Genomic DNA, 14,075 nt, shown 5'->3' on the forward strand with positions numbered 1-14,075 from the left:
AATTATTTGTCTTCTTTGTTTCTTGTCCCGTAAAAATAGAGGGAATGAGTGTTTATTTTAATGTCAAAAATTTCCTCTATAGTTTTTTTGATGGATTGGATACGGGGATCGCAAAACTCCATAACCTCTCCGGTATCCGTTAGGATAACATGATCGTGCTGTCTGTCGAAATAAGATTTTTCATATTGGGCCTGGTTTTTACCAAATTGATGCTTTCGTACCAATTTACAATCCAATAATAATTCAATGGTATTGTAAAGCGTGGCCCTACTAACCCTATAGTTCTTATTTTTCATTTTGATATAGAGTGATTCTATGTCAAAATGCTCGTCATTATCATATATTTCTTGTAAAATAGCATAACGTTCTGGTGTCTTTCTATGACCATTTTCCTCTAGAAAAGTGGTGAAAACATTTTTGACTATTTCCTGATTTGTATTATCTCCCATAGCAGTTTGCCCAGCATTAAGCTGCAAATGTACAGTTAAAATTTAAATTCTGGTTACTTTATCGATACCGTTAATGCCCTTTAGACTTTCTATAACTTTTTTAAGGATAGAATTGTTTTTTACAACAAGGGTAATTCTTCCGGTAAAAGTACCGCCATCGGTACTAAAATTAAGGTTTCTCATGTTTACATGCAGGTTGCCCGATATGATTTTAGTGATGTCACTGATCAATCCTAAATTATCTAGGCCGGTAAGGATTATTTCCGATGTAAACTCTTCTTGTGAAGAATCTATCCATTTCGCACTAATTATCCTATATGCATAATTGGATTGCAGTGAAATGGCATTTGGACAATTCTTTTTATGCACTTTTATTCCCTCGTTAACGCTGATGAAACCAAAAACTTCATCGCCGGGAATAGGATTGCAACATTGCGATAATGTAAACTCTAGTTTGTCTTCTTCTTTCCCGAACACAAGGGTGTCAAATTTCGTGGTTATTTCATCCTTGTCTACATCTTCGGGAACATGTTGTTTTCGTATTTTATTTTTAAAGAAACTGATAAAGGCATTGCTGTAAGAGGCAGCAAATTCCTTGATTTTTTGGTTGTCAATAACCCCTATTCCTACCCTGTAAAATAAATCTAGACTTGTTTTTAGTTTAAAAAAGATTACCATTTTGTGAATGGTATCGTCGTTAAAACTGATTTTTTGGGATTTAAGTTTCCTTCTAAGGATTTCCTTGCCTTCCTCGGCAGTCGATTTCTTCTCTTCTCGAAGGGAGGATTTAATTTTTGCTCTTGCTCTTGCCGTAGTAGCATAATCTAACCAGTGTTGGCTAGGTTTGGCTGTGACGGAGGTGATAATATCTACCTGGTCTCCACTGTTTAAGGTGGTGTTTAACGGTACCAGTTTTCCGTTTACCTTGGCGCCACGGGTATGCATCCCTACTTCCGTATGGATATTAAAGGCAAAATCTAGAGGGGTAGCTCCTTTGGGGAGTGATTTTAATTCTCCTTTAGGCGTAAAAACAAATATTTCCTTGGAATATAGGTTTAATTTAAATTCCTCTACAAAATCTACTGCGTTTGAATTGGCGTTTTCTAAGGCTTCCTGTAGTTTGTTCAACCATTCCTCAATACCTTGTTCCTTTTGGTCGCCATGTTTGTATTTAAAGTGGGCAGCGTAGCCTTTCTCTGCGATTTCATGCATCCTTTCGCTCCGAATCTGTACTTCTACCCATCGCCCTTTAGGCCCCATAACAGTAATGTGAAGGGCCTCATATCCGGTAGATTTAGGAGAAGATATCCAGTCCCGGAGTCGTACCGGGTTTGGTGTAAAGTGGTCGGTGACGATGGAGTAAATTTTCCAAGCCAGAAATTTCTCGTTTTGTTTGTCCGAATCATAAATGATACGAATGGCAAACTTGTCGTAAATCTCATCAAAGGAAACGTTCTGAATCTTCATTTTCCGTCGTATGGAAAATATAGATTTCATCCTTCCTTTAATTTTGTATTGAAGGTTCTCCTTGTCCAAGGAATTACTGATTACTCCCGAAAAAGCATCTATATAGGCTCGTTGGTCTTCCTTGGATTCTTCTATTTTACTCAGAATATCGGAATATACCTCTGGTTCGGTATATTTAAGACTTAAATCCTCAAGTTCCGTTTTTATATTGTAAAGGCCTATTCTATGGGCCAAAGGGGCATAAATATAGAGGGTTTCAGAGGCGATCTTTACTTGCTTATGCTCTGGCATAGAATCCATGGTAAGCATATTGTGGTAACGATCGGCAATTTTTATGATAATAACCCTTACGTCATCGTTTAGGGTTAGGAGCATTTTTCTAAAATTTTCTGCCTGTTGCGAGATATTCATATCCTTTTTCAGGTGGGCAATTTTAGTAAGGCCGTCGACAATGCGAGCAACGGTTTCCCCAAACATGCGTTCTATATCGGCAAGGGTGTATTCCGTATCCTCGACCACATCATGTAACAAGGCCGATGCTATAGAAACTGCATCCAGCCCTATTTCCGAGGCTACAATCTTTGCGACTGCTATTGGATGAAAAATATAAGCTTCCCCAGATTTTCTTCTTTGATTTTTATGAGCATCAACAGCGGTATCAAAAGCGCTACGAATTAACTTCTTGTCCTCATCAGTCAGCGTTTGATAACTGATACGAAGCAATTCTTTATATTGCTTGGCAATCTCCTTGTTTTCTTTCTCTATGGCATCTTCTGTCATCATAAAATACATCTATCGTCTTGAAATAAAAATAACATAATCTTAGCGAGTAGGCAACAAAAATCAACTCTTTAAATTTTTAATGCGATCGGCTAGTGTAGGATGGGAGTAATGCATAAACACATAGGCTGGATGAGGGGTAAGGTTGCTTAAACTATTTTTAGAAAGTTTTTTTAAGGAAGATATTAGTGGTTGGGACCCAAAAGTAATTTTGGCATAATTATCGGCCTGATATTCAAATTTCCGCGACATATTGTTCATGACCAAAGAGGTGATTTCAGAAATGGGACTGTATAGAATTCCAAAACCGATTAAAGCAGCGTGAAAACTAGGCTGGGAAACACCTATGGCCAAGGATAGCTCCGGATTATTGATGAAAATAGACAAAACAAAAAGAGTGATCCCTGTGAGTAAAAGAGATGCCGAAAGATTAAATAAGATATGTTTTCTTTTGTAATGTCCAACTTCATGGGCCAAAACTGCTACGATCTCCTCTTCGTTGAGGTCCTTAATAAGGGTGTCGTACAGGGTTACCCGTTTTTCTTTCCCAAAACCGGAAAAATAGGCATTTGCTTTGGTAGACCTTTTAGATCCGTCGATCACAAAAATATTTTTTAGTTCAAAACCTACCTGTTGAGCGTACGCTTCAATTTTATCCTTTAAACTTCCAGGGGAGAGTGGCGTCTGTTTGTTGAATAAAGGAACTATCAGTTTGCTGTAAAATAAATTCAGGAATATAGAAAAAACAGCTACCAGGCCCCAAGCATATATCCAAAAATTAGCACCCGCCCATTGAAAAAACCAGATTACCAAGGCTAACATACCCCCACCAAGGAGGATGGTCATTACCCAGCCTTTAATTTTGTCGAGAAAGAACAGCGTCCTTGTGCTCTTGTTAAAACCAAATTTTTCTTCTATTACAAAAGTTCGATAGTACGAAAAAGGAGTGGTCACTATATCGCTTCCTATCATTATTATACCAAAGAAAACAAGGGCTACGACTATGGGGTTTTCGCTGAAGCTGCGGGCTATGCCGTCTACCCAACCAAATCCTCCAAAGACTAGGAAGCCTAAGGTTAAAACTATAGAAAAGGTAGAAGAGAACAAGCCAAACCTATAATTTGTTCTTTTATAAGCCTGTGATTTTTTGTATTCATTCTCATCAAATACATCCTTTAAATCCTGCGGTATGGGATCGGAATAATGCTTCGAGTTTAGGTATTCTAAAAACGTTTCAATGAAGAACTGAAGGACCAATATGGCTATAATAATATAAAAGAGAGAATCACTATTCATAAATAGGTAGGAAGTTTAAAGGTTTCAATTATCAATGCCTAACCTTCTTTGTAGGGGTTATTTTAAATTTAGTTAGAAATGACCAAGAGTCGTTAAGGGGTTTTAGTATTAAAAACCTCGCTGTCTTTTTGCTTCAAAGATAATTATTGCAGCCGAAACGGACACGTTCATAGAGTCTATTTCGCCCTGCATGGGAATTATAATATTCTGGGCTGAATTTTGAAGCCATTCCTCAGAAAGTCCTGTCGCTTCGGTGCCTACAACTATTGCAGTTGCCGGAGTAAAGTCTACCTTGATATATTCTTTTGAGGCAGTTAAGGCAGCACAATTAATGGCAATATTATGCTTTTTTAGAAAGGCAATGATCTCCGTGGTAGATCCGGTTGCAATGTTATTGGTAAAAACACAGCCTACACTAGAGCGTATGACATTGGGATTGTAAAGGTCACTTTTGGGATTGGCAATAATAACGGCGTCTAAATTGGCGGCGTCCGCGGTACGTAAGAGCGCACCAATATTGCCTGGTTTTTCCGGGGCTTCCGCTACCAAAATCAAAGGGGTTTTGTTTTTAAACTGTAGCGATTCCAAAAGGTGTGTTTTTGTTTCCGCTACGGCAAGGATACCTTCGGTGGTATCGCGGTGGGCCAATTTTTGATATACCTCTTTCGAAATAGCAATGATTTCCGGACGGACAGCTACGCCTGATAACATAGTGGTAAGCTGCTCTTGGGATATAAGTTCCGGATAATAAAATAAGGTTCGCAAACTATAATTGCCCTTCATGGCAAGCTGTAATTCCTTAATACCTTCTATGACAAAAAGGTTTTGCTTTTTACGGTCTCTCGATTTTTCTTTTAGCAACAGTGTATTCCTAACCATAGGATTCTGAACGCTGGTAATTTCTTTTATATAGCTCATCGGCGCAAAAATACTACATTATTGTAAACTAGTTTCAAGTTAGACGACAAAGGCTTTAACTTAAATAGAAATTATGAAATATATCATGTTGATCCTATTACTGGTAGGTATAATGGGCTGTAATGGGGAAGGTAAGGATGTGACGAGGAACAAAATTAAAGAAACCAAAGAGCAACAGCAGTCGGTAATGTCCCAATACCCCCCAATGCTAGCCAAAGTATTTGAGGCCCATGGCGGAATGGCGACCTGGAAACGCAAAAAAAGTATGGTGTTTCAATTAGGGGAAGAAGTACATACGCTAAATCTATCTTCCAGAATGGATAGGGTAGATGGTCCTGGATATTCTATGGGGTTCAACGGAAGCAAAGTGTGGTTGTTAAATGAAGGGAACACCTATAAAGGAGATCCGGTTTTCTATCATAACCTAATGACTTATTTTTATAGTATGCCTTTTATTTTAGGCGATAATGGAATTGTATATGAAAAGACCGAAGACTTGGTTTTTAAAGGTGTAAGTTATCCTGGTTTCCGGATTGGGTTCCATGCTGGTGTGGGAATTACTCCAAAAGATGAGTATTATATACATTATGACCCCAAAACTTTTAAGATGGCCTGGTTGGGATATACGGTGAGTTATCGCAGTGGCGAGCGATCCGATAATGTCAAGTGGATAGGGTATCACAATTGGATGGATGTCGATGGGGTCCTCATGCCGAGGGAACTTACTTGGTACGAGTATGAAGGTCGGACCATTAAGGAACCTAAAACTCCCTTGGTTTTTAAAAATGTTGTGCTTAGTGAAGAAGCTAAACCTGTCTTGTTTTTTGAGAAACCAGAGAGGGCTGTGTACGTCTCTGGAAAAAAACGACAATAAAGAATGCCTTAAAGAGTTATCTCCTGTTGATGGACGTCAGGCGACAAGCCTTAATTTTGGGGCGTTACTTCTTTCTTTTACAAATAAAAAAAAGGCTTGGAAACACTTAGTGTTTCCAAGCCTTTTTAAGCTGTATTATGATCAAATGTAATTATTTACTATTGTATTTTTCCATATAGCGCTTCCATAGTTCTGTCTGGTGCGTTTCTAGGGAAATATCCCTGCCGTCTATAAATGCCCGCGTCAATTGATTGGTACGCATGTCTAAGGCGTCGCCTTCCGAAATGAACAGTGTAGCACTTTTACCAACTTCCAAACTTCCGTAATCGGCATCTATACCCAAAATCTTTGCAGGATTACTGGTAATCATCTGTAAAGCCTTTTCCTTGGATAATCCTTGCTGAACTAATTGCCCTGCGTAAAATGGAAGGTTTCTGTTTTGGAAATTAGATTGGTGCATATTTTGTATCCCCACTACTAAACCGGCATCGGATAATAACTTAGGTAGTTTAAAAGGAAGATCATAATCGTCGTCATCAAACTCAGGTAAGTTATGAGGGGCCCTTACTAAAACGGCTACCTTGTTTTCTTTTAAAAAGTCTGTGATCTTATAGGCATGATACCCACCTACAAGAACAATATGCTGTATACCCAATTTTTTGGCGAAGGTAACGGCATCTATGATTTCTTTTTCCCCATCGGCAGCAATATATAGCTTCTGAGTTCCGCTAAACAAACCTTGTGAAGCTGCAAAGGCAGGGTTTACCGAGGCCGGGGTAGTCTTTCCGTATGCTATGGCATTTTTAAAGAAGGTTTCTATATCGCCTACCTCCTTGGCATAGTCTTTATTGGGTTTAAAAGCGGCATCTTCACCTAGCCACCAACGACCTTGTTTAAAACTATTGGGCCAATTCAAATGAATACCGTCATCTGTTTTTACCGCCGCATCTTCCCAGTTCCAAGCATCGAATTGCACTACCGAGGAAGTTCCGGAAATGGTACCCCCTTTAGGTGAAATTTGCCCCATAAGCACCCCATTGGGACGCATGCTTTCTACTACTTTAGATTCTGCATTATAGGCAATTAAGCTGCGGATATGAGGAATCATTTCCCCTATTTCGTCCTTGTCGTTTGTTGCTCTTACGGCGTCTATTTCTACAAGTCCCAAGGAAGTACAAGTAATTATAAATCCAGGATACACATGTTTTCCTGTAGCATTAATAAGGGTTCCCTGTCGTGCTATTTTTGTCTTGGCATCACCTACAAAAGTAATTTTTCCGTCTTGGAACATAATTAAGGAATTCTCAATGACTTCCCCATTTCCAAGGTGGGCAACGGCTCCTTCAACAGAAAAAGCTTCCGATTGTTTTGGTGCTGGTGTTTGCTGGGCAAAACTAGGTAGACTACAAATTAGTAGCACTACTGATATGATATTTCTAATTATTTTCATCTCTATTATATTTTAAAGGCTATCACAATGAAATAGTTCGTCGGTATTTTTTTGGGGCTCTTGTGTTGCTGCGCCCTTACCTTTTTCTTTTAACATTAAATTGATCAATTGACTCCTTTCTGCTTTAATGGCCTCTCTTTGTTGTTTGTCTTTTTCTAGGTCAAAATAAACCGTCCCGTCTATAAGGGTTTTCTCTGCCTTGGCATAAACCGATAGCGGGTGATCGTTCCAAAGGACTAGATCGGCATCTTTTCCTTCTTTAATACTCCCTACACGCTCGTCTATATGTAACAATTTAGCCGGATTAATAGTGATCATTTTCCAGGCTTCCAACTCTGTCATTCCACCGTATTTTACGGTTTTAGCAGCCTCTTGGTTAAGTCTTCTCGACATTTCGGCATCATCGCTATTAAGTGCTACGGTAACACCTTGACTTTGCATAATGGCGGCATTGTACGGAATAGCATCGTTTACCTCATATTTATAGGCCCACCAGTCACTAAAAGTAGAGGCGCCAACACCGTGTTCTTTCATTTTGTCGGCAACCTTATAGCCTTCCAAAATATGGGTAAAGGTATTTACCTTAAAATTGAATTTTTCGGCCACCTTCATCAACATATTTATCTCACTTTGCACATAGGAATGGCAACTGATGAAACGTTCTCCGTTAAGGATTTCTACTAGGACTTCCATTTCCTCATCGTATCTAAAAGCCTGTCCACTTTTCTTTTTAGCCTCGTATTCCTTAGCTCTTTGGAAGTAATTGATCAGCATTTGTTCTACTCCCATTCTAGTTTGTGGGAAACGGCTATAGCTGTTCCAGTTAGACTGTTTTACATTTTCTCCCAAGGCAAATTTTATGAATTTGGGCGAATTGCTGTAGATCATTTCATCGGCACTTACTCCCCATTTTAATTTAAGGATCGCAGAACGGCCACCGATAGGGTTTGCCGATCCATGTAATAATTGGGCCGTAGTGACACCACCGGCCAAATTCCTGTAAATGGCAATATGTTCTGGGTTTACAACGTCTTCCATGGTAACTTCGGCAGAAGAGTTCTGACCACTCTCATTAACCGCCAAGGCTGCAATATGGGTATGTTCATCGATGATACCAGCAGTAAGGTGTTTTCCTGTAGCGTCTACCACAGTAGCACCACTGGCCTTTAAGTTTTTGCCTATTTTCGCTATTTTTCCGTTTTTAACCAAGACATCGGTTGCTTCTAATATTCCTGCATCTTCACTAGTCCAAACGGTAGCATTTTTAAACAATATAGTTTCTTGTTGCGCTTTGCTTTTGTATCCATAACCAAGGTTAGGGTAGGTAAGGGCCAATACCTCTGAGGAGTCGTCATTACTGGCGTCAGCTTTCTTTTCCTTTTCATCGAAGGGCGCTGTTTTGGTCGCTTTAAAAGTCGATTCTGACCCGTTAGGAAGCCATAATCTTCCTGTCAAGAGGTCCGTGGAAGGATCTACTGGTGCGGTCATACGGTACACCTTATCGCCTTCTTTGTTATTAAAAGAAAGTTCAACCCATTGGTTGTCAAAATTTATTTTAGCAGTGAGTTTGTCTTCTCCTTCTTTTACCTCTACCTTTGGCTTGTTGATTTCCCCAGAAATAGAAAGTTTATATGTATTCTCGCCGGCTACTAAATCGTATTCGCCCCGGATATCTTTCTGATTTTTATCGAGTATAATATTTTGTTGGCCTTGTACCCAGTTTTCATAAAGAAGGGTTTCTTTTTCAAAGATATCGCCAGAGGTGATCAGGAAATTGGCAAGGGATCCTTTTTCCAAGCTTCCTATCTGATTGGTTTTTCCCAATATTTGTGCAGGAACCGTTGTAAGGGCTGCCAAGGCCTTTTCTTTCGGCAATCCGTAGGCGATGGCTTTTAATAAGTTTGATTTAAAACTAGCAGTTTCTTTTAAGTCGTGTAGCGTAAAGCTAAAAGTTACACCATGCTCTGCCAATACCTTAGGATTGGTGGGCGCCTGGTTCCAAAAACGCATATCTTCCAAGCTAACGTATTCTGCCTGATATGGATTAGAAACATCATAGGCGACAGGAAAATTTAAAGGCACTATCAAAGAAGCATTGGTAGCTTTTACTTCATTAATGCTTTCAAATTCGTTGCCCCCGGCTAAAATAGTATATTGGATGTTAAAAGCATCGCCGATTTTGTCGGCCCTTAAAATATGTCCCTTGTCTTTAGCTTCAAATATTTGAACTAAATTTTTATGTGCTATCAAGGCTTCCAAAGAGCGGTCTTTAGTGGTGCTGTTTCCCTTGGCATACCAATCCATATCGTGGTACATCTGTCGCAATAAAGCCATAGATCCCATGAGCGATGTAGGGTAAGATTGTTGGCTAGTAACACTTTTTTTAAATGATAAATACTGTGCAGATTTGTCGTCGAGCACTCTATCATTGTCCGTGCCATTACTGTTTAACGTAATTAAAGCCCCTGTTCCACGTACAATTCCGTCTTGGATATGGGTATTGACCACCCCAAAACCGGCTTCCCGTAATTCCTTGGCTTTTTTGTCGTCGAAACTAAAGCTGGAAAGGGCATTTTTTTCGGACATGATATGGTCATTCCAATAAAAACCTTCCCTCGATGGACCGTATTGTGCCGTTCTGCCGCCATTGCTAGCCTTTTTTGGTTTTTCTACCCCAAAATCTGAATAAATATCTATAAAAGAGGGGTATATGTATTTGCCTTCTAAATTTATAATCACCGTGTTTTTTGGGATACTAACAGATTTCGCGGCCTGAACGACCTTGCCGTTTTGTATCAATAAGGTCCCGTTATCCAGTATTTTAGTCGGACTGATGTAAATTTTAGCATTGGTGAAGGCAGTAAAGTTATTGTTGTCTGCCTTTACGCCTTCATTGTTAGGGAAGTAATCCTGTGCAAACAAGGAAACGCTACACCATAAGGTGGCGAGCGCTAGAAATCGCATTTTCATATAGATTAGTGTTTGTTTATTAGGTGTCTAAAGATAAAATTCGGGAACTAATTAGACGTGACGTTTGGTTTTTTTTAACATTTAGGAAGCGATCGATAAGCAAAGCCTAAAAGAAAGTGATCGATTAATATGGTAGCATGAAAAAAAATGTGGATCCTTTGTCAATTTTTCTAGACATCGGGCATTTCGATTTGGGCGTTCCCTCCTTTGTCGGGCGGGCCATTGGCTATATCCCTTGCTGCGCTGCGGGGATGCCGCCGCTGTCCCTAACGCAAAGCCATTAAACCAAGGCAACAGTATCGCTAAGTTTAATAGTAGCGAAAGCATAATTCGTGGGAATACCATATAAACCCGGAATTACAACGGTTTATCTAAATAGTAGGTAACCAAAAGGGATACCACCAAATTATAGCTTTTTATTCCTTGTTTCTGATTATTGGCTTTTAAAAAAGTATTAAAAACAGACTTAAATACAGGTTCCATGGGGTTTTCATGTTCTGCCCAAAAATCTGAAACTTCTTTGAAATTCTTTTTCACACCACCGTGAAGACGGTTGTAGCTACTCTTAAAAAGGATGCTGTCTCTTCGGTGGAGTTCTCCCAAACAATAACTGAGCGCATAGGCATAAGCCGAATATTTAAAATATATATCCTCGTTGTTAACGGTTGCCAAATAGCCTATAAAATTGGTTTCGTTTTCTGCAGAGTAGCCCAACTGGTGTCCTACTTCATGGGCGCTAACCACGGGGAATCTAAAATTGGGCAGTAGGCTATTGGTTTGGGCCTCATTGGTAAAGGGGTTTAAATATCCCCCATAGCCCATATAAGTTAATGGCCAGCTCCAAAGTGATTTTTTGAGACTGGGATGACGATATTCAAATAAAGGATGGTTTTTTTTCAATTGCTCATATCCCTTGAGTGTTAGTTTAAAAATTTCCTTTTTAGAATAAGGGATGGCTACCATAGCACTAGTGTCCAATGTAATTTGGAAATGTGTTTCATTGGTCTTGGTTATCAAACGGTCTATAAAATTTACCAAATCTTCCTGACTGTGCTTTGGTGGTAACTCTAAGGTCTTGGCAAGGGGTTGTCTATAGTAATTAAATCCCCATAGTAAATGAAAAGTAAAATAGGCAATAGAGAAAACCATGGCAATATTCCTTAGGAAATACAATGGTTTTTTCTTGATTGTTAGTCTGTTAACAACAAGGTAGCGAATTCCTATTACAGCTAATGCGGTATAGATAAGGTCACCTATAGAAAATGGCAGCCATCCTAGCATGATACGCCAAAAGTTAGAAACCATTGGGTATATACCTTGGCTGTAATAGGTTTCTATAATTTCCGGGTAATTTCCCAGCCATTTAACCAATAAGATTTGAGGGATGATTAAGACGGCTATTATATTTTTGATTCTATTGTTCATCGACCCAAAAATAGTTAATAATCTCGCATAGTTGTTTTTCAATGTGTATTTTTGAACTTGGAAAATAGCATTATGAGTAAAGAAATAAGAGTTTTAGAGCCTAAAGCAGTATGGAATAAGTTCGCCGATTTAAACGAAGTTCCTAGACCTTCAAAAAAGGAGGAAAAGGTAATTCAGTTTATGGTCGATTTTGGCAAAAGTCTGGGTTTAGAGACCATGGTAGATACTGTAGGTAACGTTATTATTAAAAAACCTGCTACTACGGGGATGGAAAATAGGAAGGTAGTGATCCTTCAATCGCATTTGGATATGGTGCATCAGAAGAATGCCGATACCGTTTTCGATTTTGATACCCAGGGCATACAAATGTTTGTAGAAGGTGATTGGGTAAAGGCAAAAGGAACTACTTTGGGTGCCGATAACGGCATGGGAGTGGCCACGATTATGGCTTTGTTAGAAAGCACAAGCATTCCTCATCCAGCTTTAGAAGCCTTGTTTACTATCGATGAAGAAACTGGTATGACGGGGGCTATGGGATTAAAAGGCGGACTGTTGCAAGGAGAAATATTATTGAACCTGGATACGGAAGAAGATGATGAAATAGATATAGGATGTGCAGGAGGAATAGATGTTACCGCAAAAGGTAGCTATAGTGAAATAACATCTTCGTCAGATGCTTTGGCTTTCGAAATTAAAATTAAAGGCTTGTCGGGCGGACATAGCGGAATGGATATTCATAAAGGCTTGGGAAATGCCAATAAGCTTATGAATAGTTTGCTATGCGATGCTCAGCAGGAATTACCCCTTAATATTTCAGAAATAGACGGCGGTGGATTGCGAAATGCAATTCCTAGGGAAAGTAAAGGGACAGTGGTCGTAAAAGCAACGGATGCCGATACGTTTAAGGAGGTTTTTGAAACTTTGTCCCAAAAACTGATCAAAGAATACGCTGCTACCGAACCTAACCTGCAGATAGTTTACACCGCTATTGATGTTCCAGTAAAAATGATGGATGCCGATGCTCAAGGAAAGCTTCTGGCAGCTTTGAAAAAAGCACACAACGGGGTATATGCTATGAGTGAGGCTATGGACGATTTGGTAGAAACATCTAACAATATCGCAAGGGTAACGGTAAAAGAAGGTACCGTTAAAATTAGCTGCTTAACAAGATCATCGGTAGAACAGGGTAAAATGGAATTGGCGAACCAGCTAAAGGATGCTTTTGAGGCCGCTGGGTATGAAGTGACTTTTAGCGGGAGTTATCCTGGATGGAATCCTAATCCAGATTCAGGGATTTTAAAAGTGTTGGAAGCAAAGTACGAGGAGCTTTTTAAGGCTAAAGCCAATGTAGTTGCTTGCCATGCCGGATTGGAATGTGGAATTTTAGGTCAAAACTACCCAGATGTAGATATGATAAGTTATGGACCCACTATTAGAGGGGCCCATTCCCCTGACGAAAGAGTAAGTATTTCATCGGTACAGAAATTTTGGAACTATACCTTAGAAATCCTTAAAAATATTCCCGAGGCTTAAGACATTCCTATTAGATAAAGGCAGTATTAAACTTGATAATGGAAACCCTCACCTGGAGAAATAAAAGGTGAGGGTTTTTATTTTAGGTTAGATACCAAAATTTTATTAACTTTAAGAAGATACTAAAAAAGATAATGTTATGGGAATCAAAAGTTTTCAAGGGCCAATGGTGCCACAGCCAAATGAGAAAATATCATTGCGGGTTTGCGATTATATGACCAGGAAACTAATAACATTTAAACCCGAAGAGTCCGTAGAAACGGTTATTATGGCTCTTTTAAAACACAAAATTTCTGGTGCCCCTGTTGTAAATAACAACAATGAACTGGTTGGAATTATTTCTGAGGGGGATTGTATTAAATATATTAGTGAAAAAAGATATCACAACCTTCCATCTAATAATAGTATTGGCGATCATATGGTAAAAAATGTGGAAACCATTGATGGGAATATGAATATTTTTGATGCTGCCAATAAATTCTTAGCGGAGAAACGACGACGTTTTCCCATTGTAGAGAATGGAAAATTAGCAGGACAAATTTCTCAAAAGGATATTTTAAAAGCAACCTTAAAATTCAAAGCCAATGATTGGAAATAATCGGAAGGTATAATCTCTGTAAATGCTTATTGACTTTGTGATATAGCGCTAAAAGGGAAGAAGTTATTTCCGAGGTTCTTTCGTCAAAAGTTACTTGTATAAAAAAGCACCCTCAGGTGTTTTTTTTGTTTGAAGGCCTTTTAGGTTGCTTCTAAGCTATTTTGCGTTAGGGATCGCAGCGGCATCCCCGCCGCAGCGCAAGGGATATAGCGAAGAGCCCGCCCGACGAAGGAGGGAACGCCCAAATAATTATTCTATAAACTATAGCAGTTCGGAACCAAATCTTTTTAAAGAATCCATTTCTCAATTTGATCC

General features: G+C 39.2%; 10 protein-coding genes. 3 read left to right on the forward strand and 7 right to left on the reverse strand.

The genetic code is table 11. The annotated features are described in order from the left end of the window. Positions 1-2 precede the first annotated feature (2 nt). The 4 genes from HCG49_RS14060 to HCG49_RS14075 all read right to left on the reverse strand — a co-directional run bounded on the left by HCG49_RS14060 (position 3) and on the right by HCG49_RS14075 (position 4,910). The gene (locus HCG49_RS14060) at positions 3-449 is read right to left on the reverse strand and encodes a Fur family transcriptional regulator (RefSeq protein ID WP_072765010.1); all 447 of its coding nucleotides are present in this window, start codon (positions 447-449) and stop codon (positions 3-5) included. A 42-nt stretch (positions 450-491) separates the two neighbouring features. Beyond that, positions 492-2,696, reverse strand: a complete 2,205-nt coding sequence (locus HCG49_RS14065; RefSeq protein WP_168470228.1) for a RelA/SpoT family protein — start codon at positions 2,694-2,696, stop codon at positions 492-494. 63 nt (positions 2,697-2,759) lie between these two features. After that, positions 2,760-3,992: a M48 family metallopeptidase gene (locus tag HCG49_RS14070; protein ID WP_168470170.1), complete on the reverse strand. Its 1,233-nt coding sequence runs from the start codon at positions 3,990-3,992 to the stop codon at positions 2,760-2,762. Positions 3,993-4,100: 108 nt separating this feature from the next. Next, positions 4,101-4,910: a TrmH family RNA methyltransferase gene (locus HCG49_RS14075; protein WP_168470171.1), complete on the reverse strand. Its 810-nt coding sequence runs from the start codon at positions 4,908-4,910 to the stop codon at positions 4,101-4,103. 73 nt (positions 4,911-4,983) lie between these two features. On the opposite strand from HCG49_RS14075, the gene HCG49_RS14080 reads away from it, so the two are divergent. Continuing rightward, positions 4,984-5,784: a DUF6503 family protein gene (locus HCG49_RS14080; protein ID WP_168470172.1), complete on the forward strand. Its 801-nt coding sequence runs from the start codon at positions 4,984-4,986 to the stop codon at positions 5,782-5,784. Positions 5,785-5,935: 151 nt separating this feature from the next. Here HCG49_RS14080 and HCG49_RS14085 read toward each other — a convergent pair whose 3' ends face one another. From HCG49_RS14085 to HCG49_RS14095, 3 genes are all read right to left on the reverse strand, one after another. Continuing rightward, positions 5,936-7,234 carry an amidohydrolase family protein gene (locus tag HCG49_RS14085; RefSeq protein WP_168470173.1) on the reverse strand — a complete coding sequence of 433 codons (1,299 nt, stop codon included), beginning with the start codon at positions 7,232-7,234 and terminating at the stop codon, positions 5,936-5,938. A 12-nt stretch (positions 7,235-7,246) separates the two neighbouring features. After that, positions 7,247-10,204: an amidohydrolase family protein gene (locus HCG49_RS14090; RefSeq protein WP_168470174.1), complete on the reverse strand. Its 2,958-nt coding sequence runs from the start codon at positions 10,202-10,204 to the stop codon at positions 7,247-7,249. Between the two features lie 357 nt (positions 10,205-10,561). Next, positions 10,562-11,629, reverse strand: a complete 1,068-nt coding sequence (locus tag HCG49_RS14095; RefSeq protein ID WP_168470175.1) for a DUF3810 domain-containing protein — start codon at positions 11,627-11,629, stop codon at positions 10,562-10,564. Between the two features lie 72 nt (positions 11,630-11,701). Here HCG49_RS14095 and HCG49_RS14100 point away from each other — a divergent pair, with 72 nt between their 5' ends. Then, positions 11,702-13,162, forward strand: coding sequence for an aminoacyl-histidine dipeptidase (locus tag HCG49_RS14100; protein WP_168470176.1), 1,461 nt, complete (start codon positions 11,702-11,704; stop codon positions 13,160-13,162). A 139-nt stretch (positions 13,163-13,301) separates the two neighbouring features. Next, positions 13,302-13,760 carry a CBS domain-containing protein gene (locus HCG49_RS14105; RefSeq protein WP_168470177.1) on the forward strand — a complete coding sequence of 153 codons (459 nt, stop codon included), beginning with the start codon at positions 13,302-13,304 and terminating at the stop codon, positions 13,758-13,760. Positions 13,761-14,075 lie beyond the last annotated feature (315 nt).

The organism is Arenibacter sp. 6A1 (genome assembly GCF_012272855.1).
Lineage (GTDB): Bacteria > Bacteroidota > Bacteroidia > Flavobacteriales > Flavobacteriaceae > Arenibacter.